The sequence below is a fragment of the Protofrankia sp. CiP1_Cm_nod3 genome (assembly GCF_982290655.1).
This window is the reverse complement of record NZ_CEVIVD010000029.1, coordinates 18,456-45,011: the sequence shown is the minus strand read 5'-3', so window position 1 is coordinate 45,011 and position 26,556 is coordinate 18,456. Positions and strand designations below refer to the sequence as shown.

Here is a 26,556-nt window from a genome sequence, read left to right as displayed (position 1 = left end):
CCTGCCCAGCCCGCCGCTGTCCGGCCCATCACAGCCCCGGTCCGCCGGTACCCCGCATCTCGTAGACGGGCCGGCTTGCGGCCCGGTTCGCCTGTCAGCAGCCCTTGGTTCGCCTGTCAGCTCGCTCTGAGCCGGATCGTCGGCGTCACTCCCGATCCCACCGCGCCGGCCTGGCTCTCCGACACCAGGACGCTGACCGTGCCCCGCCTGGAATCGACCCGGACGGGCAGGTCCACCTGGTCGAGGAGGCGTTCACGACCGTCTCCCGACGGGGTGTAGAACACCTTCAGCGTCACCGAACGATCCTCCACGGCACGATCCTTCGCGGCACGATCCTTCGCGGCCGGAACATCACCGACTTTTGCACGGGGCCCGAGGCCGGTCGTGTCCACCCCGCCGGGGCTGATGGTGAGCTGGCTGGCCAGTGGCCGGTCCGGGCTCATCGGGAAGGAGCTGCGTCTGCCGTCCGCGGTCACCTCGATACGGGCCGCTCGGCTGCCGGCCGGTACCGACGCGCTGACGCCGACGGCGACGCTCGCGCCGTCGACCACCCGCAGGCGCTCCAGCCACGCCGCCGACGGCGATGACAGCGTCCGGTTGTAACCGAGGGCCAGCCTGAGCAGGTATGGCGACCGGTCCGGATGGTCGGCGACGACGTCCAAGTCGGCCTGCCCCCGCGACACCGCGTACAGCACCTGGCCATCCAGCGCCGGCGAGTTGGCCACCACCGACGTCGGGTGCATGAGAAAGGCCGGGTCGGCCGAAACGATGACCAGTGTGTGACCAGGCCGAGCATTGATCATGTTCAACAGATCACGATCACGCTGGGTGAAGTCCATGTTGTCCCGCAGCGCGACGACCAGGATGAACCCGCTGAGGACAAGACCCGCGCCGGCGACGAGACCGCTGGTACGCGGCCACGCCGACGCCATGTCCACCAGCCCGCGGGCTCCGAACAGGACGAGCGTGACCAGCACTGGCATCAGGTAGAATGGGCCGATGTAGCGGGTGCCGCCCCACAGTTCGGCGGCGTTCCAGGCGCCCCAGAACGCCACATACCCAATGATCAGGAGCAGGCTGCCGACACCGATGGTGAGCGCCGGTGCGGACGCCCGCCGGCGGACGACCGTCGCGACCGACAGGACCGCGAGAACGGCGCCGCCGCATGCCCAGGCGCCGAGCAGCCACAGATGATCACCGATCGCGGTGAGCCCTTCGACCAGCCCGAAGTGGTGGGCGGTGTCGGTGGGGAACAGCCGGCGGACCCCGAAGCCCAGCTTGTCCTCGGGCTCCAGGAGCGCGAACGGAAGCTGGAAGGGGCTGCCCGTCGCCGCCGCGTTGTAGCTGAGCAGCAGCGCGGCCGGAGTGGCCAGCCCCGCGCCCACCCAGCGCAGCATCCACCACCGCCGTCCCCGCGCGCCCCGCCACACCGCCCACAGCGCAAACGGGCCGAGGACCAGCACAACGTCGTACGGGCGTATCGCCGCCGCGAGCCCCAGTGCCAGCCCGGCCCCGGCGAGCGGCACCCGACGGTGGGTACGCAGGCCACGGAGCAGCCCGAACACCACGCATTCGGACAGGACGAGCACCGGCAGGTACGGCAGCAGCATCGCGCTCTGGAGGAGCACCAACGGTGACAGAGCCAGCAACCAGGCGGCGACGGCGGCGGCCCGCCGGTCGTCGAGCACCTCGACCCCGACAAGGTAGGTCATCCCGACCGCGGCAGCCGCGACAAGAGCGAGCGCCGTGGCCGTCCCACCCGTGATCACCAGGCTCATGGCCAGCCATCCGGCGACCACAGGGGTGTATTTCAGCACGTAGTGACCGTCGGTAACCACCGCCAGCCACGGTGCGTAGGAGTCGGCCGACGGTGGCGCCGACGGGAACAGGTCGCCTCCCGCCAACGTCCGGGCCTGCAGCAGGTAGAGCGCCTCGTCGTTGTTGATCGACAGGTAGGGGAACAGATGCCGGTTGATCAGCATCGCGGCGACGGCGCTGAGCAGGGCCGCCGCCGCAACCGTCCAGCCGGGCCTGGATACCGCGGCCAACCGCGACCGCGCAGCCACGAGCGGAGCCCGTCGCCCCGGCCCGCGATCCGGCTGACCAGGCAACCCGTGGTCGGGCGGATATCGACCGGAGAGCTTCGCGTGCTGGTCTGTAGACGGGTCCGTGGGTTGCGCACCCGGCGCGTCGCCGTCCGTCCGGGACAGATCCGTCTGCCCTTGTGGCGCTCGGATCGGCATCGGCGTCTCGGCCCCCCGCGTACTGGTCACGGACTGACGCTACCGACAGCTTCCGCACCGGCCGGGTACGGGTCCGCGTCCACACGGGCAGGGAGCCGACACAACGAACAATTCGGATCCGCCGAAGCAGCCACATCATGCCGCGGCCGGATCGAGAACCGTCACCGATGGTGATATATCGGCGAACTCTGCCGCTGGCGCAGTGACGTTGGGCAACGACTCGCCGAACGGCCCCTCTTCGGCCGTGTCCGTGCGATTTCCATCACGGTACCCCGTGCCGGTATCGAAGCGGGCCTCATCCCCGCCAGCGGGCTCATCCGCCCCGTCACGCGTGCCAACAGGCTCCCGTGCCGATGCCGCCTCACCCGCGGCCTGGCCGCCCCCGTTCTCCCCGCTCGCGCGTACCACCCGCCGGACCTCCGCGGTCTGCCTCGCAAGATCGACCGCCACGGCGTCGGCATCGACCTCGTAGACGACCCGGCGGTTTCCCTCGTGCGTCTCGAAGGACCTCTGCCGCAGCCGCCCGACCACGAGCGTCCTGTCCCCCTTGCGCAACGACGCGCTGACGTTCTCCGCCATGTGCCGCCAGCAGGTGACGGTGATGAAGACGCTGTGGCCGTCCACCCAGCGATTCTGCGTGCGGTCGAACCGGCGCGCCGTGCTGGCCAGGCGGAGGGAGCAGACGAAGTTCCCGTTCTGCGTGCAGCGCAGCTCGGGGTCGTCGACGAGGTTGCCAAGCAGCGTGACCGATGCCTCAATCATGGTTCCTCCCGGATCATGGGGTAGCCGGCCTGGTTCCGTGTGGCGGACGGTGGCTGTGACCTGATTAGCCCCTTACGTCCCGTCTCACACTCTCCAGCTCCGCGGCCGGCTTGGCACCCGCGATCCGCTACCTGTGGACAAACCGCATCCATCCACAGGCGCGAAGCCGCACGGATGCGCGATCCACCCTCGCCATGGCAGGGTGAGAGCTTTGACCACCGAAGGAGCATCGGACCAAACACGCAAAGTGCCCATTTGGTCTCATTCCGCTATCACCAGTAACCGCACTACGTGATCGCGACAGGAGACAGCACAATGGTGGTGCGCGCCCGTAGCTCAGCGGATAGAGCGAGTGCCTTCTAAGCACCAGGTCGCAGGTTCGATCCCTGCCGGGCGCACCGATATCCGCGTATTGCGCGGACAGATCTTCCCCGCCGCGCCAGCAGCTCTGGACGCGCCTTCGACGGCGAAGACGGCGACAGCCGAGGAAGCTTCAAGCGCTGACGCGGCCGTGACCACCGATCGGGCCTCGGCGGGCCGGCGGGTTGCTTGTCAGCTGGTGTACGGGTTCCTCGAGGTCATGGGCGTGCGTGCGACGTCGAGCACCGGCGGTGGGAAGCGGGGCCGGCCGTGTAGTAGCGGGCGCGGGTTCGGCCGACCGGTTCCAGGACCTGTGCGGTGGTGAGATCACGCAGGTTGCGCTGCGTCTGCTGCAGGCTCAGGCTCTCAGCATGCTCGTAGCGTGAGCGGCGGACGCGCCCGGCCATGGCCACATCGTGCAAGGCCGTGACCACCCGCTCGTCCAGACCGGAGGTCTCGGCGAATTCTGAGAGCGCGCGCCAGACCCGCCCGGAGCGGTCGAGCAGGCCCACGGTCTGGGCCTACTAGTGATAGACGGGTCAGGTTGAACCGGATCCAGCCGGAGATGTCCTGGTCGGGAAGGTATGTCGGGCCCTGGTCGGCGAGTTCGCGGTAGTACTCCCAGGCGTTGCCGGGACGGCCGAGCCCCACCTCGAACGCGCCGGCCGTGGACCGCGGACGCCGAACGCTCGGGCCAGCCGCGAGATCGCCAGCCGGGCTCGGGAGTGGCACGGGCGACCACACCGCGGGGCCCGTACGCCGTGTCACCCATGGCGCCCCGGCGCCCCTAGGCACCTCCGTCGTTCGAGACGCCCGGACCGCATCGACCCGGTGGGCCATCCCTGACTGTCCACTTGCCGACAGTTATTCCTGTCGTCGACACAAAAATTTAGTCTTGCAGCGTGATTCATGATCCGTGGGAGCCTCCAGAAGTTCCGCTCGCCGTCGACCTCGTGATCCTCACACTGCGGGGAACGAGCCTGCAGGTGCTATTGATCGAACGTGCGATCGAGCCGTACCAAGGTGCGTTCGCGCTCCCGGGTGGCTTCCTGGCCCACGTCGAGGAGGACCTCGGGACGGCGGCGCGGCGGGAGCTCGCCGAGGAGGCCGGCATCGAGGCCGGGAGCCTGTATCTGGAACAGCTCGGCGTCTACGGCGAGCCCGGCCGTGACCCGCGGGGGCGGGTTGTCTCGGTGGCCTACCTTGCCGTCACGCCGCGGTTGCCGGAACCGGTCGCAGGATCGGACGCCGCGGATGCGAGCTGGCAGCCGACGAACCGAGTCCTCTCAGGCGAGTTGGTTCTCGCTTTCGACCATCGTCGAATCATCACGGACGGCGTCGAACGCGCCCGGGTCAAGCTCGAGAACTCAGCACTTGCCACCGCCTTCTGCGGTCCCGCCTTCACCATCGGTGATCTCCAGGAGGTGTACGAGGCGGTCTGGGGGACGCCACTCGACCCCAGGAATTTCTACCGAAAGGTCCAGAAAGCCAGCGGGTTCATCGTTCCGGTGGGCAGGGAGCAACGGATCACTGTCGGGCGGCCCGCCCGCCTGTTCCGAGCAGGCCTCAGCTCCGTCCTCTCACCACCGATCACCCGGCCCGTCGCCCCTGCGGCAGATGCCGCCGACACGCACCCGGAAGAGGAGGGATGAGCGTGGCGAACACCCGGCCGATCGTCGTCCTGACGGCTCTCGACCTGGAGTACCAGGCAGTTCATGAACATCTGGTAGACGCGCGGCTGCACCGCCATCCGCAGGGAACCCGTTTCGAGGTCGGCCGATTGGCCGGCGGCCAATGCCGGGTGGCGCTGGCACACGTCGGTGTAGGCAATCAGTCGGCAGCGGTGCTCGCCGAACGCGCCATCGCCGAGTTTGCACCGGCGGCTTTGCTCTTCGTCGGCGTCGCCGGCGGCCTTCATCGCCATATCGCACTCGGTGACGTCGTCGTGGGCACTCACGTCTACGCCTTCCACGGCGCCACCAGCGAGGACGAAGGGCTCTGGGGGCGACCCCGCACGTGGCCGCTCTCGCACCGCGCCGAACAGATCGCACGCCACCTGTCTCGGACGAGAAGCTGGGCCCGGCCGCCAGTCAAAGCGGACTCCCTCCCACAGGTGCACTTCGGGCCGATCGCGGCGGGCGAGGTGGTGTTGAACTCCACCGTGTCGGCCCTGGCCCGTTGGCTTCACGACCACTACAACGACGCACTCGCCATCGAGATGGAAGGCGCGGGAGCCAGCCAGGCCGGGCTGCTGAACAGCTCCCTGCCCGTGATCGTGATCCGTGGCGTCAGCGACCACGCCGACGGCACCAAGGAGTCGACCGACCGCCACCTGTGGCAGCAGCGAGCCGTGGCGAACGCGGCCTCGTTCGCCGTGGCACTCGCCGAGGAACTGGCCGTGGACATCGGAAAGACCGATACCGCGGAAACGAGGATCGGGAGGAGATCCACCATGCAGGTACCGAACCAGAACATCCGCAACACCGCGTCGGGGAACGCCCGAGTTGGTGTGCAGGCCGGAGCCCTGCACGGGGGCGTGACCATCGGCGCGACCGGTGAGCAAGTCCCGGCGGACCTGTCGGCGGCGCTTGTCGGCTTCCGCAACGACCTGCAGAACGCACGCAGCGCCGGAACCGTGGACGAGGACACCTACGCGGTCGCCGAAGCCGAGCTCGCCGCAGCTGACGAGGCACTCCAGACGGATTCACCAGCGACCCGCCGAGCGCTGCTGGTCGCCCTCAAGAAGGTCCGTGGGCTGATCGGTGACGTGGCCGACCTCGCCACGAAAATCGGTGTGGCCATCACCATAGCGCAGGGATTGTCGTGACCGACGACTGGGGTTTCTCCTCCGGGTCAGGCGCCCAGCCCAGCCCGGTTTCGTCCTCCAACATCGCCGACGGTTCCTCTCAGGTCGGAGTCCAGGCCGGCGTCGTCCACGGCGGCGTCCACCAGTACACGGTCGCCCCCAATGCGAGTCCGGCGGAGAAGTTCGAGGCCGGTGTCCGCCACCTGGACGGGCGCATGGCCGACCAGGCACGCCAGCTCATGCGCGAGTTCGTGGTCAGCTCCGCGAAGTCTGACCGAGTGCGCTTCCACTGGCTGCTGGCACTGGTCAGCGGACGGTCGAGGGACGAACTGTCAGCCGACGAGTCCAGGCAGCTACGCGACTTACAGGAAGACCAACCCGAGCAGGGCGATGACCCCTGGGCACAGGGCCTGCGTGTGGTGCTCCTGCTGATGGACGCAGCCAAAGGCAGGAACACCGACATCACGGTGGCACTCAAGGAGCTCGATACTCTGCCCGACCAGCAGAAGGGCATGATCCTCCGCCACATGGAACAGTTCCTCGATGGTCCACTCGAGGATGAAGTGTGGAACCGCGCCATCGCCCAAGCCAACGACGAGCAGATGGCCAACGCACGTCTTGACCGGGTCAAGAAGTTTTTTCACCCGAACCCAGCCGAACCACGGACGCGCCCTCCACGCCCCGTCGACATCTCCAGGGAGACTCGGCTGCGCGCCACGGTTTCGGTGGTGGTTCTCGCCGCCTGGGCCATAAACGTCGCCGTGCGCCTGACGACAGCCGGACGGACGTGGACGATGCTTGGGTGCATGCTGATTCTCGCCATCGGCATTATCGCCGTCCGGCACGGGGTGTCCTGGAAGATCGAGTACATCGAAGACGAAGCCGATGCACTGCAGTCCTCCGGAACATTCGCGAAAAGCATCAATCGCGATCTCGAGTACTACGTGGCCAGATACCCACCGAGTGGTGTCACCCCCGCCGAGTGGCTGCAGTGGACGGCCAGGGCGCGGCGCAGCATCGCCAACGAGATCATCGGCATCTACTGGGAGCGTTGGATCGGCGCCAATCGGGTCGCCTGGCTGCTGCGGCACGAAGCATGGCAGATTCAGAAGATGCGGAGGGACGGGACCCACCTCTCTTGGAGCAGAGCGCAGCGTGCCGTGCCAGAACTCGGTGCGTACGGGCTGGTCGGGGTCACCGTACTCGCGGGCGGAGGTCTGTGGGCACTGGTGGCTACGGCCGGAATCGAGGTACTCTTGGCCCTGGAAACAACATTCGTCGTCACTGTGGCGAGCTACATCCATGTTATCGCCCGACTGGAGAAAGAATGCGAGAAGCGGCGATTCGCCGCCGAACAGGATCAGCACGAAAAGGTCAAGGCGGCACGACAGGCAGGATTCGAGCGGTGGAAGGCCTACCTAGCAGACCGGCCGGACGATCAGGAGATGGCACGGTGGCTCGACTGCGACCGCAGAATACTCCTCGACCGGGCGCTGCACCATTACCGACTGAAAGCGAGCAGCGTCATCGCCCACGCCTTCGTCGAGACACAGGCCGCATCAAGTAAACGAGGGCGAGTCCACCGAGGCCCGTGGCGTTACAACAAATACCAGATCTCGGTCTTTCTCCTCACCGCCGGCGGGGTTCGAAATTTCGTGTCGACCCTAGATTTCACCACGGGACGTTTCACCGAAAATGGACGGCTGAACTACCACTTCGACTCGGTCGCCTTGATTCGCGTCGACCGTGACGCCGAAAATGTGCAGAAACTCGAAATCGTCCTGGTGAACGGCCAGGTGCTCCGGATGCAGATGGCAGACACCTCACCGGAGGAGATCACGACGGGCGAGACGGTTGGGCTGGTGGCCAGCCTCACCCAGGACGCCGGCGGACTGCAGCACACCATTCACGTCCTCGAAGGAATCGCCGCCGAGGGCAGGAAATGGTTCCGGCGGACGGCGTCCGGTTGGTGACATAACCTCGCCGACGAGAAACGACTGTGATGGATGGGCGCTGCCGGGGTCTGTGGATGCCTGGGGCCGCCGGGTCGTAACGAGACGTCGGGCTTTCCGGCATGGAAACTACGTCTGTGGCCGGGCCGAAGGCCGGCAGGGCTCCTGCACTGACTGCATGAGCATGCGCGACGAAGCACACCAGCTGCTTGACGCGCTGCCGGAGGACCGGCTATCCGAAGCCGTGGGCTGCTGCGGCAGTGGGCGGCGGTGGAACGCGGCGAGCGCCCCCGTCGTCAGTTCCGTACGACGGCCGTCTTCGATGGCGAGCCGGATCTGGGCGAGCACGTCAAGGGAATCATGCGCGAGGCGTGGGGCGACGAGGATCGCCGCAGCGCGTGATCGTCGTCGACACCGGCCCCGCCGAGAACACTGATGAGCAGCCTTTCCTTGTTGACGGCGAGGAAGCTGAGAGCGGGCCCGGCGTCGATGACCGGCCGTACGGTCACCGTGTGGGGGCCGGGGAAGACTCGCCAGCCGCATCGTCGAGACCGCTCAGATCGATGTCGACGTCCGGCAGGTCGGCGCCGTCAGTCCACGCCCGGGGCGGCTCCCCTGCTTCGATGCCTGCCTCGCGTAGCTCCGTCTCCACAGTCGCGATCTCGATGCCGCGGAGCGTGGCCAGAGCCTGCGCGGAGACAACGTGTTCCAGATAGCCGTTGATCGCACGGGCGAGGAGCCGCTGCGGAGCCCGCCGCTGATCGGACCCGGCCTGCAGGGCACGGTACTGGTCGATCCAGCCGAACCGGGCCGCCAGCCACGGCGTGGCGACAGCTCGCCACTCCACTTTCACGGCTTCCGTGATGTATCCAGCCTGCTCCAGGGCGATCGCGGCGATCGGCGGGGATACCAGGAACCGTTGCGTCACCTGCGAAAGCAGCGCGAGGTCCATACCCTCAGGACCGCGGTCGCCAAGGAACCCGCGCAGCCCCTCCGCCGGTATGAGCAGGTGCCGGGCGAAGGCATCCGCCCGTACCTCCGCCGGTCGACGCTCGCTCCACGTTTCTTCCGGTGCCTCCGACCAGTCCTCGAACAGGACATGCGCCAGTTCGTGGGCGAGGGAGCTGCGCTGTCGCATGGGCCGGTCGGTCCGCGCCACGCCAATGAACACCGAGTTCCGGACTGGATCGCGCACTGTGAGCCCGTGCTCGTCCGGGCCTGCGTCGAGTACGGCCACGTCGATCCCGGTGGTCTGCTCGACGAGTGACACAAGATCGCCCAGGGCCTGTGTCCCCAGGCGATGGTCGCGGCGGAACTGCGCTGCCGCGTCCCTCCCGTCCGACTCGGCGTTCATGCCACCACCGGAAGCGGCGGGATGCCCTGGTCATCCAGATAGGCGTCCAGATCCAGGTAGTGCAACAGCTCCCGGCGCATCGCGGCCATCTCGGCATCGTTCGTGGCGCGGGCCGCGTACTGGGCACGGTCGGCCACCGATCCGACACCAGTAAGCTCCGCCACGGAATGACCGGTTGCGCCCGCGATCGCGATGATCTCCGTCATCTTGGCTACCCGATCACCAGCGACGATCCGGGACAGCGTCGGCTGCGAGATACCCGTGACCTGAGCCAAGGCCCGTTGGGTCAGCTGGGCAGCACTCATGGCGTGCCTGATCCGTTCACCCACACCGATTGAGTCCATACCACCACCCCCTTGAATCAGATCAAGCATACCCGATTCACGGCTGGTTCCGGCCCGTTCAACCGCACGCTTTGCAGGTCACCGAATCCGCTTCGGCTTCTCCGCCCCGGCGGGCATCGAAGATGCATCGCCGGGGCTGGTGGACCTTCAACGGCCCTGATCACGCGACCAAAGCACCACCGCGGACCGCGGACGCCGAACCTTCGGGCCGGCCGCGAGATCGCCGGCCGGGCTCAGGCGTGGCACGGACGACCACACGGCGGGAACCGCACGGCGAGTCACTCCACCGCCCCGGCACCTGGCACGCCCACCCTGGGCCACGTGCAGGCTGAACCGCTCCGGCGTCCGCACACACGCCCCCGGGGCTACCTGGTTCTTGTGGCATTCGTGTTGCCGCTGTGGCCGGCCCGGCGAATCTTCGCGTGAAGGGGTTCGATGGACACGGCCGGGCCGTCCGCGGCGGGTACGTGGGATCGGGCGGCTCGTTCCGCGTAGATCCTTCGTCATGTTCGTAGCTGCGCCGACAGGTTAGGGGTACGAGTCCCCTCGTCTCCACCGCCACGAACCAGGGCTTTCGCTGTCCTCCTCCCCCTCGATCAGGGGTGAAGCAGGGTGTCGACGTGACCGGCTGACGCGGCCCAGGGAGGCTCGCACAGCTATGAGGGGCCAGAGCGAGGGGGAGGGAGGGGGTGGCCGTGGTGGCAGGCGAACAGGACTACCGCAAGGCCATGGTGGATCTATCGGAGGGGTTCGGCGAGCGGCTGCTGGGTGTGCTGCTGGACCGTGCTCACGAGATGCCGCCGCAGCTGATCGCCCCACTGGTCGCGGAGGAGGTGAACAGGATCGGTGGCCGGGACATCTCGATCCTTCTGCAGGACTATGAGCAGCTGATGCTGACGCCGCTGCCGGGCCGGAGCCTCACGGTCGGGGAGCCCGAGCCGATCGACGCCTCCCCGGCCGGTACGGCATTCCTCCGCGCGATGGCCGTCGAACAGCCGCAAGCTGACGGCATACGAATGTTCCTGCCGCTGCTGGACGGTAGCGACCAGGTGGGGGTGCTGGCCCTCACCCTCGACACCGTCGACGATGACGACCGGCGGTTGCTGCGGCGACTCGCCGGCCTCGTCGCCGACATACTGGTCACCAAGAGCAGTTACACCGACCAGTTCTTCCAGGCCCGGCGCCGCGAACCGATGAGCGTGGCCGCGGAAATCCAATGGTCACTGCTGCCCCCGCTGACCATGATTACCCCGCAGGTCGCGGTAGCCGGCATCCTCGAACCCGCCTACAACATCGCAGGCGACAGCTTCGACTACGCCCTCAACGACGACATCCTGCACGTGGCCGTCATCGACTCGATGGGTCACAGCCTGGACGCCGCCGTGCTGGCGACGGTCGCGATCGGCGCCTACCGGCACGCCAGACGCGCCGATATCGGGCTTGCCGAGCTTTACATGTTCATGGACGCGGCCATCGACAAGCAGTTCGGGCCCGACCACTTCGTCACAGCGCAGATGATGCGTCTGGATATCGGAACAGGCCACCTGCAGTGGGTCAACGCAGGCCACCCGGCAGCACTGCTCATCCGCGATCATCAGGTCATCCGGGCACTGGAGAGTCCGGGAACCCTGCCGGTCGGCTTCGGTGGTGACATACCGCAGATCAGTGAGCAGACGCTCTGGCGCGGCGACCGCGTACTGTTCTTCACCGATGGCCTCATCGAGGAGCATGAAACCGGCGGAGAGCAGTTCGGCGAGGAACGCCTGATCAGCTCTGTTGAGAGTATCCGGGGCAGAAGTGTGCGGGAGATGGTGCGGGGTCTGTCCCATGCGTTGATGCGAGAACGGCGCGGGGTCACGACCGACGACGCGACTCTCTTCCTGGTCGAGTGGCGTGGGGGCACCGCCGACCATCTCGCCAGCGCAGATGTGTAACCAGGAAGAGGCAGGCAGGGGACGCCCGGTCGTCTCGGTTTCCGCTCGTTCGCGTGTGTCCGCTGCCGTCCGCAGATCCGTTTCCGCTACCCATACGACCTCGTGCACCGCGGACGTGGTCTGGGTCATGTCGGGCTTGGGGTCTCGCGTTGGACCCACGTCATGCCGGGGTAGCGCAGTCCTTCGGGCTGGAGCTGGCTCAGCTCTCGGATCTCCTGGACGGTGAGGGTGAGGTCGAGTGCGGCAAGGTTCTCCTCGAGCCGCTCGCGCCGTCGTGTGCCGGGGATCGGGATCACGTCGGGGCCTTGGGCGTGGAGCCATACGAGCGCTACCTGCGCGGGGGTGGCGTCGTGGGTTGTGGCGATTTCGCGGACGGCACGCAGGAGTCCCAGGTTGTGCTCGAGGGCGTCTTGCTGGAAGCGTGGGAGGCTGCGGCGGAAGTCGCCGGGGGCGGCGCCGTAGGCGAAGCTCATGCCCATCACCCGAGCCCCTGCGCGGAGGCGACCAGCCCGTGACCGCCCAGCGCACGTGTCGGCACCGACGTCCTCATCGACCCGCCGCCTCCGGCTTGGCGCTGAGTTCTTCGAGGAACCGCGCGAGTTCTGCGGATACCCGTGCTGGATCCTCGAGGTGGGGCATGTGCCCGCAGTCCTCGAGCACGACCAGCCGCGCGTTCGGCAGTAGCGCCTCCGCGGCCTGCGGGACCGTAACGGGAACCTCACGGTCGAGGCGGCCGTGCAGGAGCAGGACGGGAACAGGCAGCTCGCCGAGCTGGTCGCGGCGATCGTGCGTGGCGGCGTCGGCGAGCAGGTCGTCGATGAACCAGCCCGAGCGCAACAGCTGCTCGGACGTCCAGCGGCGGACACCCTGGCCGGCCTTCGGGCCGAACCAGGTGTCAACCATCTCGTAGAAGAGATCGTGGCGGCGGGTGCGCATCGAGGCGTGCCAGGCCGAGAACCGCTCCTTGTCGACGCCGTCGGCGAAGAAGTGCTGCGGCGCGTCCAGAAGCGCCAGCGCGGCGATCCGCCCATCGGATCCCAGCGCCGCCTCCAACGCGATGTTCCCACCCAGGGATGAGCCGACGAGGACAACGTCCCGGAGATCGAGCAGATCGACCAGTTGGAGGATGTCGCCGGCCACCGTCTCGACCGTGTTCCCGTGCGCCGGGTGGTCCGAGCGGCCGCAGCCACGCCAGTCAGGCGTCACGCAGCGAGCCTGCTCGTGCAGCGTCGCGACCTGTCCCTCCCACACACGGCCGCTCGTGCCCCAGCCGTGCAGGAACACGATCGGCCGGCCGTTGCCGCGGTCCTCGTAGAACAGCTCAACGCCGTCGCTCAGCTTTACCGTCGCCATCGTCGGACGCTCACCGTGCCGCGCTCTTGCGTGGAGCGCTGGAGCGGCGGTCGTCGGCCTGGCACGTCGCCTGCTGCGCGTCGAGGAAGCCGACGATGATCGACACGAACCGCTCCGGATCCTCGAACGGCAGCCCGTGTCCGCCCGGAACCTCCTGGTAGCTGGCACCGACGATCGCCCCAGCCAACGCCCGCTGATGACGAGAGGGGACGATCTGGTCATCAGCGCTGGCCAGCACCAACGTCGGCGCCCTGACCGCCGCGAGCAGGCCGGAGATGTCGATCCGGCCGTCAAGCTCGATCTGCCCGGCGATCCGCTGATCGACCAGCCCCTCGAAACCCGCGACCAGCTCGCCCAGCTCCCGCTGTCCGATCTCGGCCAGCAGCCCGGGGCTCATCGCCGAGAGCACCAGCGACCGGGCCAGCAACGCCGTATCAGCTTCCAGCAGACGCGCCCACAGCTCGAACATCAACCGCTCCCGCGGCCCCGACCTCACCCAACCCGCGTGCAAGAACAGCGACCGCACCCGCTCAGGCGCCGCCGCGGCCACCGCGGCCGCGAGCACCGCCCCCAGCGAATGCCCGACCAGGTCGAACTGGCCTTGCACCCCGCCCGCGTCCACCGCCACCAAGAGCTGCTCGACGAGCACCTCGACGTCGAGCGGCGCAGCGCTCGCCGGCGTGTCGCCAGCACCGGGAAGGTTCGGCGCCACAACCCGGCGACGGCCGCCCACGGCATCTATCAGCGGCTCCCAGTTCGATGTCGCATCGGCGCCGGTCCCGTGGACCAGCACGACCCCCGGACCGTCGCCAACCGCGACGAAGTCCAGCGCACCGCGACTCCCAACAGACGGCAAGGCAGCTCTCCTTAGGCCAGAACACAGATCAAGTTATGTCCCCTGAGCTTACACAGAACTCTGATGATGGCCAAGACACTGTCGATCGGGACTGTATGCTCTGGCTGTGTCGATGCCACCCGAACAGCGGATCGGCCTGCACATCAAGCGGACCGAGCAGGAGCTGATCGCCACCAAGACCGCGGCCCTGCGCCCCTACGGACTCACCGTCCCCCAGTACTCAGCACTTATGTTCATCGCCGACCAGCCTGGGATCTCCGCCGCCGCGCTCGCCCGCGCCTGCCTGGTCACGCCCCAGACGATGGCGACCGTGCTCACCAACCTGGAAACCAAGAAGCTCATCACCCGCCAGCCGCACCCCTGGCATCGCAACGCCACCGAACTCACCCTTACGCCCGACGGCCAACAACTTCTCGAACAGGCCGACGCCGTCGCCAGCGCGATCGAGCAACACATCGCGGACACGTTTACCCCCACGGAGCAGGCTCAGCTCATCGAGATGCTGAGCCGCGTCTCCAAGGTCCTCGCCGAAACCCACAGCGACACAGCCACGACTCCACTCACAGACGATTCACCAGCCTGAACCGCCCCGGGCTACCTGGTGAGAATGTGGGTGAAGTGGTGCGCGGCGATGGCCATACCCGCGTCCAGGTAGAGCCGGTGGGCGTCCGTCCGCGCCGGCCCGATGCCGGAGCCCGGCCGTACCTGGCCGCATCCGAGACGCCGGGCCTCCGCAAACAGCCACTCGAGGAGACGCCGGCCATATCCCTGGCGGCGGGCCTCGCCAAGCGTCGAGAGATCATCCATATACAGGTAGCGTCCGAAGGACAGAGCGGGCCCGACCCGGATGGGGCAGAACGGGCCACCCGGCCGTGTCGGATACCGCTAGGATCACGCCTTGTACGCGGAGTATCGGGGGGCGGATGGTGCACGGTCGACGTTACCGCCAGCGTGGGGCGGCTCCCACGTCATGATTGTCGACAGGGCCCGGGTGGCCGCGGCGCTGCCCGGCTACGACCTGGGCGGGCCCCTCGGCCAGGGCGCGTTCGGGCTGGTGCTGGCCGGCCGGCACCGCGGGCTGGACCGTCCCGTGGCCATCAAGATTCTGGCGGCGGGACGCGACGGGGCAGAAGCGGGGTTCGCCCCCGAGGCGCGGCTGCTCGCCGCGCTGAGCCATCCGCATGTGGTGCAGGTCTATGACTACGCCGCGACCGACGGCCTGCATCTGATCGTCATGGAGCTTCTCGACGGGGGGAGCCTGACCCGCCGCCGGGCCGGTATGCCACCCGAGGACGCCTGCGCCGTCGGCCTGGCCGTGGCCGCGGCCCTGGCTTACGCCCACGGCCGCAGTGTCCTGCACCGTGACATCAAAGCCGACAACATCCTGTTCGACGCCACCGGCCTGCTCAAAGTCGTCGACTTCGGCATCGCGAAAATCGTCGAAGGGCCCGACACCACCGCCAGCAAGATCATCGGAACGCCGAAGTGCATGGCTCCCGAGCAGATCGCCGAAGGCCGGCTGAGCCCGGCCACCGACCTCTACGCGCTCGGGGTGCTCCTCTACGAACTGTTCTCGGGGGCGCCGCCGTTCGACCCGCAGCTACCACTGCCCGTGCTCTGGCAGCACCACCTGCACACCATCCCCGCCCGGCCCTCCGGAGTACCCACACTCATCGCCGACGTGGTCCTCCACGCCCTGGCCAAGAACCCGGCCGACCGCCCACCCTCCACACGCGCCTTCGCTCTCGACCTGGCCCACGCCGCCGCCGGCGCCTTCGGCCCGGGCTGGATCACCCGTACCGGCATCGGACTCCGCCTCGACGACGACATCCGCACCGCCGGCGACCAGCCCTCTACCGCCCCGCGGGCACCGACACCGCCCGGGACGCGGAGGGATGCGCCACCGGGCAGGCCGGGCGTACCCGTCCCGGTATCCACCGACCGCGATCTCTATCCGACGATTGTCCGTGACGCGGGCCGTTCCTGGCCACCCACATCGGCCTCGGACAGGTCCGCCCCGTCCGAGCATGCTGACCCGGTCTCTTCGTCCCGGCGCCGACCGCGCCGGCCACGCACCACCGCGCTTGTCGTGTCCGCCGCGGCAACGGCGGTGCTGCTCGCCATCGCCATCGCCATCGCCGTCACAGCCTCCCGTGGCGAGGACTCCCCTGCCTTCAGCGTCAGGGCCTCCCCCGTCCCCCAGCCGCTGGGCTCCCCCCTGACCAGCCACACGAGCTGGGTGGAGTCGATAGCCTCCGCCCCGGACGGACACACCCTTGCCAGCGCCAACGGCGATGGGACCATACGCCTGTGGGACGTCTCCGACCGGACCGCCCCTCGCCCCCTGGGCGCCCCCCTGACCGGCCACACCGACAGGGTGCGGTCGGTGGCCTTCAGCCCGGACGGGCAGACTCTCGCCAGCGCCAGCCACGATCACACGGTACGGCTGTGGGACGTCTCCGACCGGACCGCACCCCACCCCCTGGGCGTCCCCCTGACCGGCCACACCAACACGGTCGTCTCGGTCGCGTTCGCTCCGGACGGGCGCACCCTCGCCAGCGCCGGCGAGGACCGCACGGTACGGCTGTGGGACGTCTCCGACCGGACCGCACCCCACCCGCTTGGCGTCCCCCTGACCGGCCACACCGACTGGGTGGGCTCGGTGACGTTCGCTCCGGACGGGCGCACCCTCGCCAGCGCCAGTGGCGACCGGACCATACGCCTGTGGGACGTCTCCAACCGGAGCACACCCCACATCCTGGGCACCCCCCTGACCGGCCACACCAGTTGGGTGGTGTCGGTGGCCTTCACCCGGGACGGGCGGACCCTCGCCAGCGCCAGCGACGATCACACCATACGGCTGTGGGACGTCTCCGACCGGAGCGCACCCCACCCCCTGGGCGCCCCCCTGACCGGCCACACCGGCTGGGTGTGGTCGGTGGCGTTCACCCCGGACGGGCGCACCCTCGCCAGCGCCGGCGGCGACCGGACCGTGCGGCTGTGGGACGTCTCCGACCGGACCGCACCCCACCCCCTGGGCACCCCCCTGACCGGCCACACCAACGGGGTGCGGTCGGTGGCCTTCACCGCGGACGGACGCACCCTCGCCAGCTCCAGCGACGAGGCGATACGGCTGTGGGACATGGGCTGACCAGCCCCGCGAACATCCCTGGGAGCCCGCGGTCACGCCCTGGCGGCACCTGAGGCCCGCCAACGACAACGGGCGTTGGGATTTTCCCAATCGATCAGGTAATCTGGCCGTATGGACGGCATCGGGGACCGGGTGTTGGAGCACATCCGGCGGGTCCGCCACACCACCCCGCAGCGGGACATCGCCGAGGAGATCGGGATGACGCCTGACGCGTTCTCACGCGCTGTGAACGGCAAGCGGGCTTTCTCCTCGATCGAACTGGCGCGTCTGGCCGACCTCCTGGACGCGGACATCCACTGGCTGATCACCGGGCAGCCCGACCCGAACCGGCTCGTTGTCGCGGCCCGGCACCGTTACGACCATGAAACCGGCCACCGGGACGTGCCCGGACGCGACGCCGACGACCGGGTGCTGCGCGACATCGCGTTGGCCTACCGGCAGGCCAGCCTGCGGCGGCAGCACGTACCGGCGCTCCCAGGCACTCCCGAGGGGATCAGAGCCGCACTGGGCGCGGATTTCGTGCGACCGTTCGCGGAACGGCTGGAAAGCCGTCTCGGCATCGACGTCGTCCGGGTCGCGGACCTGTCCACCGCGTACTCGTTCACCCTTGGCGGGCATCGGGTGATCGCGCTTCCGGCGGCGGGCAACTGGTTCCGGGAGAACTGGTCAATGGCCCACGAGCTGGGGCACCTCACTCAGGGCCACCACGACCAGGATCTCTCCCGGACGGAGTGGGACCAGTGCGAGGCGGCCGCGAACGCTTTCGCCGCCGACCTTCTGCTCCCCCGCGGCTCACTGGCCGCGATCGACTGGAACCGTCTCGATGCCGCCGGGCTGGCCGATCTCGTCTGGCGGTGGGGCGTATCCACCGATGCCTTGGCTCGCCGGCTGAACGCGCTGAACGGCCAGCTGCCCCCGGTGGTGGGCGAGTGGGCCGAACAACCGACCCAGCGCCTGTTGCGCCGTTACTGGGTGGCCGAATCGGGCATCGATGAGATCACCCTGCGCATGGATGCCGCCGCCCAGCGCCGGTTCCCCCTCACCCTCCAGGAGGCGCACCTCGCCGGAATCGAGTCCGGCGCACTCGGCAAGAACACGCTTGCCTGGATGCTCGGCATCGACCCGGACACGCTCGATGTCGACGTACCGTCAGTACCCGAAACAGACGTTGGCGACCTCGCCAGGGCGCTGGGCCTGTAGACCGTGGCCGTTCTCCTGTTCCCCGACAACACAGTTCTGATCAACTTCGCGATCCTCAACCGCATGGACCTGCTGGAGCGGCTGGCGAACGGCAACGGCCGCTGGTGCGCCACTGTCGCGGCGGAATGCGACGCCTCAGCCCGACAACCCGGTCTCGCCACGCTGGCCGAGGCCACGAACATCTTCGGGCCGCCCTGGTTCCCCGATCCGGCCGAACTCCAGAACACCCAACTCCTGCGCGACGAGCTCGCAAGCCCCCGCGATCGCCCCCACCGCCACCTTGGTGAGGCCGAGACACTCGCCATCATGATCCACCGCCAGGTTCACGGCTTCTTCGTGACCGACGACAACGACGCCGCCCGGCTCGCCACCCGCAACAACATCCACGTCGTCAGGACCTGGCATTTACTGAAGATCGCCGCGAAGGCGGACTGGATCGACGCCGACACCCTCTGGGGCTACCTCCAGACGCTGCGCGCCCGACGACGAGGCAGCTCGTCCGGCGTCACGGACAGGCCCTCTTTCGACAAATGGCTGGCATCCTGACACCGACCACAAAGCCGAGGACCACGACTTACGTTCCGGCTGTTCCGTGTGTTGGCGGGCTGTACAGGGCGGCGAGCGCCTTTGCGGCTTGGGCCATTGTTTCCCGTAGCTCCGGAGGGTCGAGCACTTCCAGGTCGGGGCCGAGGCGATTCCATGGGTTTCACCGGTTTATCCGTTGTGGTGACGCCCGCGACCAGTGTCCACAGGGGGCTATCCGCGGAGGTGCCGGTTGTCCACAGGTACGGACCGGCGGACGCGGCTGGTGGCCGGACGCCCATAGAGTGGCCGGGTGACCTCCCCTCTGGTCGACAGCCCGGCCGACGCCCCGCCGCTGGCCGACAGCGATGTCCGGCTGACTGACGGCGCGAGCGACGCCGCGCGGGTGCTGCGCCGTGTCTTCGGGTACGAGTCGTTCCGGGACGGCCAGCAGGAGATCATCGATCATGTCGTCGGCGGTGGCGACGCGCTCGTACTGATGCCGACCGGTGGCGGCAAGTCGCTGTGCTACCAGATCCCCGCCCTGGTACGGCCGGGCACCGGCGTCGTGGTGTCACCGCTGATCGCGCTGATGCAGGACCAGGTCGACGCGTTGCGGGCGCTCGGCGTACGGGCGGGGTTCCTCAACTCCACCCAGGAGTTCGACGAGCGCCGCGAGGTGGAGTCCGCCTTCCTCGCCGGTGAGCTCGACCTGCTCTACCTGGCGCCGGAGCGGCTGCGCGTCGACGCGACGGTCACGCTGCTCGACCAGGGCACGATCGCACTGTTCGCGATCGACGAGGCGCACTGCGTCGCGCAGTGGGGTCACGACTTCCGGCCCGACTACCTTCTGCTGTCCGAGTTACGCGAACGCTGGCCGGACGTGCCGACAGTGGCGCTGACCGCCACCGCGACCCCGGCGACCCACACCGAGATCACCTCCCGGCTCGGCCTGGAGGGCGCCCGCCACTTCGTGGCCGACTTCGACCGCCCGAACATCCAGTACCGCATCGTGTCGAAGAAGGAGCCGAAGGCGCAGCTGCTGGCGCTGCTGCGCGCCGAGCACACCGGGGACGCGGGCATCGTCTACTGCCTGTCACGCTCCTCCGTCGAGAAGATCGCCGAATTCCTGGTGGCGAACGGCATCGCGGCGCTGCCGTACCACGCCGGGCTCGACGCGCGCACCAGAGCCGAGCACCAGGCGCGCTTCCTGCGGGAGGACGGCATCGTCATGGTCGCGACCATCGCCTTCGGCATGGGCATCGACAAACCGGACGTACGCTTCGTCGCCCATCTCGACCTGCCCAAGTCCGTCGAGGGGTACTACCAGGAGACCGGGCGTGCCGGACGTGACGGGCTGCCCTCGACCGCGTGGCTGGCCTACGGCCTGCAGGACGTCGTGCAGCTGCGCAAGCTCATCGACGCGTCCGCGGGCGATCTCACGCACCGTCGGCGGCTGAGCGCCCACCTCGACGCCATGCTCGCGCTGTGCGAGACGGTCGAGTGCCGCCGCACCGGGCTGCTCGCCTACTTCGGGCAGCAGCGCACCGCCCCGTGCGGCAACTGCGACACCTGCCTGACACCCCCGCGGACGTGGGACGGCACGATCGCCGCCCAGAAGCTGCTGTCGGCTGTGCTCCGGCTGCAGCGGGAGCGCCGCCAGAAGTTCGGCGCGGGCCACCTCGTCGACATCCTGCTCGGCAGGAAGACCGCCAAGGTGATCCAGCGCGATCACGACACCCTGAAGGTCTTCGGCGTCGGCACCGAGCTCGGCGAGCCCGAGTGGCGCGGTGTGGTGCGGCAGCTGCTGGTGCAGGGGCTGCTGGCGGTCGAGGGTGAGCACGGCACCCTTGTGCTCACCGACACGAGCGCCGACGTGCTGCGCGGGCAGCGCACGGTCCTGATGCGACGCGAGCCGGAGCCCGCCGCCAGGGCCGCATCCACATCCACGGGCACGGCCGCGTCCGCGGGCACGGCCACATCCGCGGGCACGGCCGCGTCCAAAGGCACGAGGTCCCGCCGCGTTGCCGTGGCCGAACTGTCGGAAGAGGCGATGCCGGTGTTCGAGCGGCTCCGCGCCTGGCGCGCGGCCGTCGCGAAGGAACAGGGCGTCCCGGCATATGTGATCTTCCATGACGCCACCCTGCGTGAGATCGCGTCACGCCCGCCGGCCACGTTGGCCGAACTGTCCACCATCAGCGGCGTCGGCGAGCACAAGCTCGCCAGGTACGGACAACAGATCCTCGACACCCTCGCCGAGTGAACAGCCCCTGTTCGCCCGGTCCCACCCGGGACGGCCGTCGGTATGACCGCTGTTGCCACTCGTGCCATGGTGGCCAGGGATCACGGTCGGCACATTCAGTAGTGGTAGCGCACCTGAACGATGACCAGATCGTCGCCGCGCACCTGGTACACCAGCCGGTGCTCCTCGGTGATGCGCCGCGACCAGTATCCCGACAGGTTCTGGGCCAGTGGTTCCGGCTTACCGATCCCGACGGCCGGGTCCCGGGCCGACTCCTCGATCAGACGGTTGATCCGGCGGAGCATCTTGCGATCGTCTGCCCACGACGCATAGTCGGCCCACGCCCGTGCGGTGAACACGATCCTCATCAGGTCAGTAGATCGTGTTCCTCGGCCGCACCGGCGTCGGCCTCGGCGATACTGGCCGCGAGGTGCGCCGCGTTGGCGGGCGACCGCTGTAGATAGGCGGTCTCCTGCATGGAGCGGAACTGGGCTTCGGAGACCAGGTAGGCCGAGCCGTGCTTGGACAAGATCTCGACCGGCTCCTGGTCGGCATTGACCTGCTCGATCAGCGGGAACAGACGCTTGCGGGCCTCACTGGCGGTGACAGCCATAGCACCCTCCAAAGTAGTACAAGATATTGTACCACTCTAGTCGACATCCAGCCCCGCCCCGCCGACCATGCCAGCCGCGCTGACGATCGTCCCAATGGATGCCAACGACCGCTGGCGCGTACGTAGCGCTACCACCTGGGACTCGGGGAGCCGTCCGCACACCCGGTGAGCACCGGTATGAAACCCGGGGTGACCGGGATGTCGGATGGCTTTCCGCCATGGGATCCGATTGTCGAATCTCCGGTCCGGTCCGGTCCGGGCCACGTGGCCGCGGATTTCCACTGGGTGTCCCAGCTGTGTCCTAACGATTATCAACCGCATCCTCGACCGTCTTTTCCTGTAACGGGAAGACCCGGCCGTGACATCCAAAATACATGATCATGCATTCCTCGCGTCTCCGCATCCGCCGGGAGCACGTCCACATCGCGGATCAGGGGAGAGAGGGGGAGACAAACCGTGGATGCGCTCGATAAGGTGTCTGGGTGGTGAATCTGCGGATCTCGGATGAAGCCGGCCGACCGGTGGCGCTGACGGCGCCGGCCGGCAGCGGACAGGCGCCGGCGGGCTGCCCCGCTTCAGGACGCAGACCCTCGGCGGGACGTCGGCGGCTCACCGTCGCGCTCCGGGCGGGCGGGGAGCGCACGGCATCGGTCCACGGGTTTCCGTGAGCATGACCGCGGACGCGGCGGTAACAGGCAGGTCTACCCGCAACTAACGACCAACATCATAATCTGTGCCAGGCACGACGGCGTGCCAGCTCAGATGGGGATCCGGACCGGTCCGCACCGGATCGCGTCCTCGGCGTGCCGTGCGCCCACGGCCGGCCCCGGTTCCGGCCCTGACCCCGGTTCCGGCTCAGATTCCGGCTCCGGCTCGGTCACCGCGATTTCGGCGAAATCCGCCGACGTGGTGACGGAATTTTCTCAGCAACGTCGCTGAACCATTGTCCGGCCGGCATCGTGACTCCGGCGGATATCTCGACGACAGTGAGGGGGACGCGTGAGGACACGTTCGAAACTCTGGGCGCTGTGCGCACTGCTGTGCGCGCTCCTGGTGGGCTGTGGCTCGGACACGGACAACACCGGTCCGACGACTCCGTCCGGCGCGGCGACGGCGACACCGTCTGTAACCGGGACAGTGACGGTGTTCGCCGCCGCGTCGTTGACCGAGTCGTTCACCGAGCTCGGCAAGCAGTTCGAGGCGGCGCATCCCGGTGTGACCGTGAAGTTCAACTTCGCCGCGAGCTCGGCCCTGGCCACTCAGATCAACCAGGGGGCGCCGGCGGACGTCTTCGCCTCGGCCAGCCCGACGAACATGACCACGGTCGTCGACGCCGGCAACGCCACCGGCCCGAAGACGTTCGCGCAGAACAAGATGGCGATCGTCACTCCGCCGGACAACCCCGCGCACATCGCCACCGTGGCCGACCTGGCGAAGCCTGGTGTGAAGGTCGCGCTCTGCCAGGCCCAGGTCCCGTGCGGCGCGGTCGCGGCGAAGGTCTTCTCGAACGCGGGTGTCACGGTCACGCCGAAGACCTACGGCGCCGACGTGAAGGGCGTGCTGACCACCGTCGAACTCGGCGAGGTCGACGCCGGCGTGGTGTACGTCACCGACGCCCAGGCCGCCGCGGCGAAGGTGAAGAGCATCGAGATCCCCAAGGAGCAGAACGCCTCCACCACCTACCCGATCGCGGCCCTGACCAAGGCTCCGAACGCCAGCGGCGGGCAGGCGTTCACCGAGTTCGTCCTGTCGTCGACCGGCCAGGAGGTACTTGCCAAGGCCGGTTTCGCCTCTCCCTCCTCATAAGGGCTCCCTCCCCGCAGCCGGCATCCGCCTCCCTGCGCGAGCCCCGTTCGGGGGTGTCTCCGGTTCCCGTGAGCCGGAGGCACCCCCGAAGACGTCATCGGGGGCAGCTACGCCGCCTGCCCGACGCGCCCCGGTGCGCCGCTCGGCCGGGGCGGTGGTGGCCGCGCCCGGAGCACGGCCATGAGGATTCCAGGCCGGCACCGCCCGGCATATGTCCTTTTTCACCGAGACATCCGTCCGTTCTTCGCCAGGCATTCGACACGTCAGGTATGGTGCGGCCCGGCGGGCAGCCCGTCGATTCGCGCACATATCGTGTTTCCAGCTGGTAAAAGCGGGATGACCCGGTCGTTCCCGACGGCGGACGGCGGACGGCGGGTAACTGCTCCCGCCCGGCCCGGAAAACCCGTGACCGCGGCACCACCGGGCCCACAGCCGATGGGCACCGGAGCTCCACGGGCTCCCCGGCAGCGGCAGCGGCTGCCCGATCAGCCCTGGGAGCTGCGGCTTCATCCGGACGACAGCTGTACGTACCAGCAATGTCACGTATTTCCCGCCGCCCGGAAACGGGCCGGGCCAATGTTTCACGGGCCCGCCGCGAATGGCTCCCGAATCCCGGGTACTCCGGCCCGGGATTCTCCGGCCACAGTGCCCGGGCGCGCTTTTTCACCGGCACCGCCCGGCGACCGGCAGCGGCCGACAGCCGGTGCCCGTCGCAGCTAGAATCTGCTGAGCAGCCACCGCGAACGCGCCACAACGAATGCACGGCGCCACAACGAATGTGAGGTGTGACGTGGCGAGCGAGAAGCGCCGACTTCCCATGAACGTCGAGGGGCCTTTCTTTGTCGATTCCGAGTGCACCGACTGTGAGAACTGTCGGGGAGTCGCACCGGACTTCTTCAAGCACGACGAGGAGCGCGAGGTCCACTACATCTGCCGGCAGCCGGTGAACGAGGACGAGGAGGAGATGCTGCTGCAGGCTCTCGAGTTCTGCCCGGCCGAGGCGATCGGGCGCGTGGCGGCCTGACGGGCCGGGACAGCACGCTCACAACCGCTCCTACCAGGGGTTTCGCCGGGCCGCCCCACCGGCTCGGCGGGCCCGGCGGGCCGGGCAGGATCCGGCCCGCCGGACGGGGCACTGGCGGAACGGCCGGCGGGCGAAGCGCCGGCGAGCCGCCGGCCGACGGGCCGTGACATGCCGGCGACGAGAATCCAGAAGGATTCATCTGGTCTCGTCGGGTGACATTACGGGAACATTTTTTGCCGGCCATCACCAAGGGTAGATCAATATCTATCAGCGGGTAGTCGTCCGACAAGCGACTGACATACAGCCGACACAATGGCCGGTTACAAGCCCCGTAACGCTGCGATCATCGAAAATACGGTTAGCGTGGAAACCCTCGCCTGCTGAGGAGGGAAGTTGTCAAAGACCGCGCAGGATTTACCCTCGCTCCACGCTTCTTCTGAGCGCCCGGAAGCCCACCGTTGGTTACCGGCCCGGCCGCTCGGTCCAATGTCGGAGATGGCACGGTTACGGAAAACGCATCCAATGATGGAGGCGATTGTCGACGAGGTGGACGGTCGCCAGATGCGGGTCGGCGACCACTGGCTGACCGACTTCGCGTCCTGCAACTATCTCGGCTTCGACCTCGAGCCAGAGATCATCGCGGCGGTGCCGGAGTACCTGGCCAGGTGGGGCACGCATCCGAGCTGGTCACGGATGATCGCGACCCCACGGCTGTTCGTCGAGATCGAGCAGGAGCTCACCGACCTGCTCGGCGCCGAGGACAGCCTGGCACTCCCCACGATCACGCACATCCATCTGTCGGTCATCCCAGCCCTCGCCGGGCAGGGAACGATCTTCATCGACCGCAACGCGCACCGCTCCATCCACGACGGCTGCGTCATGGCCCGGGCCTGGGGCGCGACCGTGCAGCGCTTCGACGACAACAACCCCGCCGAGCTCGAGGAGATGCTGCGGGCCTGCCGCAGCCACCCGCGGCTGGTGTGCGTCGACGGGCTGAACAGCATGACCGGCAACATCCCGCCGGTGGCGGAGCTGGCCCGGGTGACCCGCGCGAACGACGCGCTCCTCTACATCGACGACGCGCACGGTTTCGGCGTCATCGGCGAGCGCCGGCCCGACGAACTGAGCCCCTACGGCAGCCGGGGCAACAGCCTCATCCGCCATGTCGGGGAGAGCTACGACGGGATCATCCTGGTAGCGGGCTTCTCCAAGGCCTACTCGTCCCTGCTGGCCTTCCTCGCCTGCCCGACCGAGGTGAAGAACCACCTCAAGGCGGCCACCTCCCCGCACACCTTCTCCGGGCCGTCCCCGGTGGCCTCGCTCGCGACCGTGCAGGCCGGGTTCGCGCTCAACGCCCGGCGGGGCGACGCGATCCGCGCGGATCTCCACCGCAAGACGGCCCGGATCCTCGACGGGATGGGGCGGCTCGGGCTGGCCTCGCCGAACCGGTCGGGCAGCCCGATCATCGAGATACCGGTCGGCGCCCCGGACCGTATCGACGCCATCGGCGACCATCTGTTCGACCGGGGGATCTACACCACCCTGGCGCCGTACCCGATGGTGCCGCGCGAGAAGGTGGGGTTCCGCATCCAGGTCACCGCGGCCAACACCGACGAGGAGATCAGCCACCTGCTCGAGGTGCTCGCCGAGGTCGCCGACATGCTGTCGGACGCCGCGCCCGCCCAGGACGGATAGCACCCGTACCCACCGTAACGCCACGACGGTCGTCCAGGACCGCACCGGGGAAACGGCGGAAGCGTAAGAAGCCATAAGAAGCCATAAGAAGCCATGAAGGGAAGCCCGACGGGGACCGGCGAGCAGCCGGTCAGGCCGTGCCCGGCGCGCGGATGGCCGGGCACGGCCCCAGACCTCCGGCCGGCGGACACCGGCCCAGCGGGGCTGTGCCACCGCGAGCCACCGCGGGCCACTGCCACGCCTGTCCCGCCCGGATGCCCACGGCACCTACCGAGCGTCGTGCCGACCTGCCGGGCCTACTGACCTGCCGGGCCTACTGGGCCTGCCGGGCCTGCCGGG

Annotated in this window: 23 protein-coding genes, 1 tRNA gene and 1 pseudogene; 13 read left to right on the top strand and 12 right to left on the bottom strand. The window is 68.5% G+C overall.

All coding sequences use genetic code 11. From position 1 onward, the window contains the following. Positions 1–116 precede the first annotated feature (116 nt). Together AC5LUJ_RS08425 and ssb are read right to left on the bottom strand one after the other, a co-directional pair. On the bottom strand, positions 117–2,066 hold the full coding sequence (locus tag AC5LUJ_RS08425) for a DUF7846 domain-containing protein (protein ID WP_250283521.1): 1,950 nt from the start codon (positions 2,064–2,066) through the stop codon (positions 117–119). A 312-nt stretch (positions 2,067–2,378) separates the two neighbouring features. Further along, positions 2,379–3,005 carry a single-stranded DNA-binding protein gene (gene ssb, locus AC5LUJ_RS08420; protein WP_250283523.1) on the bottom strand — a complete coding sequence of 209 codons (627 nt, stop codon included), beginning with the start codon at positions 3,003–3,005 and terminating at the stop codon, positions 2,379–2,381. A 325-nt stretch (positions 3,006–3,330) separates the two neighbouring features. Here ssb and AC5LUJ_RS08415 point away from each other — a divergent pair. Next, positions 3,331–3,403 (top strand) — tRNA-Arg (locus AC5LUJ_RS08415). Positions 3,404–3,583: 180 nt separating this feature from the next. Here AC5LUJ_RS08415 and AC5LUJ_RS08410 read toward each other — a convergent pair. Then, a complete protein-coding gene (locus AC5LUJ_RS08410) occupies positions 3,584–3,877 on the bottom strand; it encodes a hypothetical protein (protein WP_250284769.1) in 294 nt (97 codons plus the stop codon). Between the two features lie 390 nt (positions 3,878–4,267). Here AC5LUJ_RS08410 and AC5LUJ_RS08405 point away from each other — a divergent pair, with 390 nt between their 5' ends. Genes AC5LUJ_RS08405 through AC5LUJ_RS08395 form a run of 3 tightly spaced genes read left to right on the top strand, consistent with a single transcriptional unit; the run spans position 4,268 to position 8,144 of the window. After that, complete coding sequence (locus AC5LUJ_RS08405) at positions 4,268–5,017, top strand: NUDIX hydrolase (protein WP_250284772.1); 750 nt, start codon at positions 4,268–4,270, stop codon at positions 5,015–5,017. After that, complete coding sequence (locus AC5LUJ_RS08400; protein ID WP_250284774.1) at positions 5,014–6,192, top strand: 5'-methylthioadenosine/S-adenosylhomocysteine nucleosidase; 1,179 nt, start codon at positions 5,014–5,016, stop codon at positions 6,190–6,192. Before AC5LUJ_RS08405 ends, AC5LUJ_RS08400 begins: the two co-directional genes overlap by 4 nt. After that, on the top strand, positions 6,189–8,144 hold the full coding sequence (locus AC5LUJ_RS08395; RefSeq protein ID WP_250284776.1) for a hypothetical protein: 1,956 nt from the start codon (positions 6,189–6,191) through the stop codon (positions 8,142–8,144). Before AC5LUJ_RS08400 ends, AC5LUJ_RS08395 begins: the two co-directional genes overlap by 4 nt. A 484-nt stretch (positions 8,145–8,628) precedes the next feature. Here the strand turns inward: AC5LUJ_RS08395 and AC5LUJ_RS08390 are convergent, their stop codons facing one another. Further along, positions 8,629–9,477 (bottom strand): ImmA/IrrE family metallo-endopeptidase, encoded by an 849-nt coding sequence (locus AC5LUJ_RS08390; RefSeq protein WP_250284778.1) that lies wholly within the window; start codon positions 9,475–9,477, stop codon positions 8,629–8,631. After that, positions 9,474–9,851 (bottom strand): helix-turn-helix domain-containing protein, encoded by a 378-nt coding sequence (locus tag AC5LUJ_RS08385; RefSeq protein WP_250284780.1) that lies wholly within the window; start codon positions 9,849–9,851, stop codon positions 9,474–9,476. Before AC5LUJ_RS08385 ends, AC5LUJ_RS08390 begins: the two co-directional genes overlap by 4 nt. Before the next feature lie 659 nt (positions 9,852–10,510). Here AC5LUJ_RS08385 and AC5LUJ_RS08380 point away from each other — a divergent pair. Further along, positions 10,511–11,755, top strand: a complete 1,245-nt coding sequence (locus AC5LUJ_RS08380; protein WP_250284781.1) for a PP2C family protein-serine/threonine phosphatase — start codon at positions 10,511–10,513, stop codon at positions 11,753–11,755. A 125-nt stretch (positions 11,756–11,880) separates the two neighbouring features. Here AC5LUJ_RS08380 and AC5LUJ_RS08375 read toward each other — a convergent pair whose 3' ends face one another. The 3 genes from AC5LUJ_RS08375 to AC5LUJ_RS08365 all read right to left on the bottom strand — a co-directional run bounded on the left by AC5LUJ_RS08375 (position 11,881) and on the right by AC5LUJ_RS08365 (position 13,964). After that, complete coding sequence (locus AC5LUJ_RS08375; protein ID WP_250284802.1) at positions 11,881–12,234, bottom strand: aldo/keto reductase; 354 nt, start codon at positions 12,232–12,234, stop codon at positions 11,881–11,883. Positions 12,235–12,301: 67 nt separating this feature from the next. Further along, positions 12,302–13,108, bottom strand: coding sequence for an alpha/beta fold hydrolase (locus AC5LUJ_RS08370; protein ID WP_250284783.1), 807 nt, complete (start codon positions 13,106–13,108; stop codon positions 12,302–12,304). Positions 13,109–13,118: 10 nt separating this feature from the next. Next, the gene (locus AC5LUJ_RS08365; RefSeq protein ID WP_250284785.1) at positions 13,119–13,964 is read right to left on the bottom strand and encodes an alpha/beta fold hydrolase; all 846 of its coding nucleotides are present in this window, start codon (positions 13,962–13,964) and stop codon (positions 13,119–13,121) included. A 112-nt stretch (positions 13,965–14,076) separates the two neighbouring features. On the opposite strand from AC5LUJ_RS08365, the gene AC5LUJ_RS08360 reads away from it, so the two are divergent. Further along, positions 14,077–14,547 (top strand): MarR family winged helix-turn-helix transcriptional regulator, encoded by a 471-nt coding sequence (locus tag AC5LUJ_RS08360; protein ID WP_250284804.1) that lies wholly within the window; start codon positions 14,077–14,079, stop codon positions 14,545–14,547. Between the two features lie 11 nt (positions 14,548–14,558). On the opposite strand, the gene AC5LUJ_RS08355 is transcribed toward AC5LUJ_RS08360, so the two are convergent. Next, positions 14,559–14,771, bottom strand: a complete 213-nt coding sequence (locus AC5LUJ_RS08355; protein WP_250284787.1) for a GNAT family N-acetyltransferase — start codon at positions 14,769–14,771, stop codon at positions 14,559–14,561. A 163-nt stretch (positions 14,772–14,934) separates the two neighbouring features. Between AC5LUJ_RS08355 and AC5LUJ_RS08350 the strand changes: the two genes are divergently transcribed. From AC5LUJ_RS08350 to AC5LUJ_RS08340, 3 genes are all read left to right on the top strand, one after another. After that, complete coding sequence (locus AC5LUJ_RS08350) at positions 14,935–17,115, top strand: WD40 repeat domain-containing serine/threonine protein kinase (protein WP_250290514.1); 2,181 nt, start codon at positions 14,935–14,937, stop codon at positions 17,113–17,115. Between the two features lie 111 nt (positions 17,116–17,226). Continuing rightward, a complete protein-coding gene (locus AC5LUJ_RS08345; RefSeq protein ID WP_493464741.1) occupies positions 17,227–18,315 on the top strand; it encodes a helix-turn-helix domain-containing protein in 1,089 nt (362 codons plus the stop codon). Positions 18,316–18,318: 3 nt separating this feature from the next. Further along, positions 18,319–18,861, top strand: coding sequence for a PIN domain-containing protein (locus AC5LUJ_RS08340; RefSeq protein WP_493464740.1), 543 nt, complete (start codon positions 18,319–18,321; stop codon positions 18,859–18,861). A 28-nt stretch (positions 18,862–18,889) separates the two neighbouring features. On the opposite strand, the pseudogene AC5LUJ_RS08335 reads toward AC5LUJ_RS08340, so the two are convergent. Next, a pseudogene (locus AC5LUJ_RS08335) lies at positions 18,890–18,997 on the bottom strand (hypothetical protein); the annotation flags it as partial. A 153-nt stretch (positions 18,998–19,150) separates the two neighbouring features. Here AC5LUJ_RS08335 and recQ point away from each other — a divergent pair. After that, entirely contained in the window at positions 19,151–21,100 is a 1,950-nt protein-coding gene (gene recQ / locus AC5LUJ_RS08330) for a DNA helicase RecQ (protein ID WP_493464739.1), read from the top strand. Between the two features lie 95 nt (positions 21,101–21,195). Here recQ and AC5LUJ_RS08325 read toward each other — a convergent pair whose 3' ends face one another. Both AC5LUJ_RS08325 and AC5LUJ_RS08320 read right to left on the bottom strand, forming a co-directional pair. Then, a complete protein-coding gene (locus AC5LUJ_RS08325; RefSeq protein WP_047223211.1) occupies positions 21,196–21,447 on the bottom strand; it encodes a Txe/YoeB family addiction module toxin in 252 nt (83 codons plus the stop codon). Beyond that, a complete protein-coding gene (locus tag AC5LUJ_RS08320) occupies positions 21,447–21,692 on the bottom strand; it encodes a type II toxin-antitoxin system Phd/YefM family antitoxin (protein ID WP_047223212.1) in 246 nt (81 codons plus the stop codon). Before AC5LUJ_RS08320 ends, AC5LUJ_RS08325 begins: the two co-directional genes overlap by 1 nt. A gap of 999 nt (positions 21,693–22,691) precedes the next feature. Here AC5LUJ_RS08320 and modA point away from each other — a divergent pair. From modA to AC5LUJ_RS08305, 3 genes are all read left to right on the top strand, one after another. Then, the gene (gene modA / locus AC5LUJ_RS08315; protein WP_250284886.1) at positions 22,692–23,498 is read left to right on the top strand and encodes a molybdate ABC transporter substrate-binding protein; all 807 of its coding nucleotides are present in this window, start codon (positions 22,692–22,694) and stop codon (positions 23,496–23,498) included. Positions 23,499–24,288: 790 nt separating this feature from the next. Then, on the top strand, positions 24,289–24,522 hold the full coding sequence (locus tag AC5LUJ_RS08310; protein WP_250284884.1) for a ferredoxin: 234 nt from the start codon (positions 24,289–24,291) through the stop codon (positions 24,520–24,522). 522 nt (positions 24,523–25,044) lie between these two features. Continuing rightward, on the top strand, positions 25,045–26,217 hold the full coding sequence (locus tag AC5LUJ_RS08305; RefSeq protein ID WP_445548704.1) for an aminotransferase class I/II-fold pyridoxal phosphate-dependent enzyme: 1,173 nt from the start codon (positions 25,045–25,047) through the stop codon (positions 26,215–26,217). Positions 26,218–26,556: the final 339 nt, after the last annotated feature.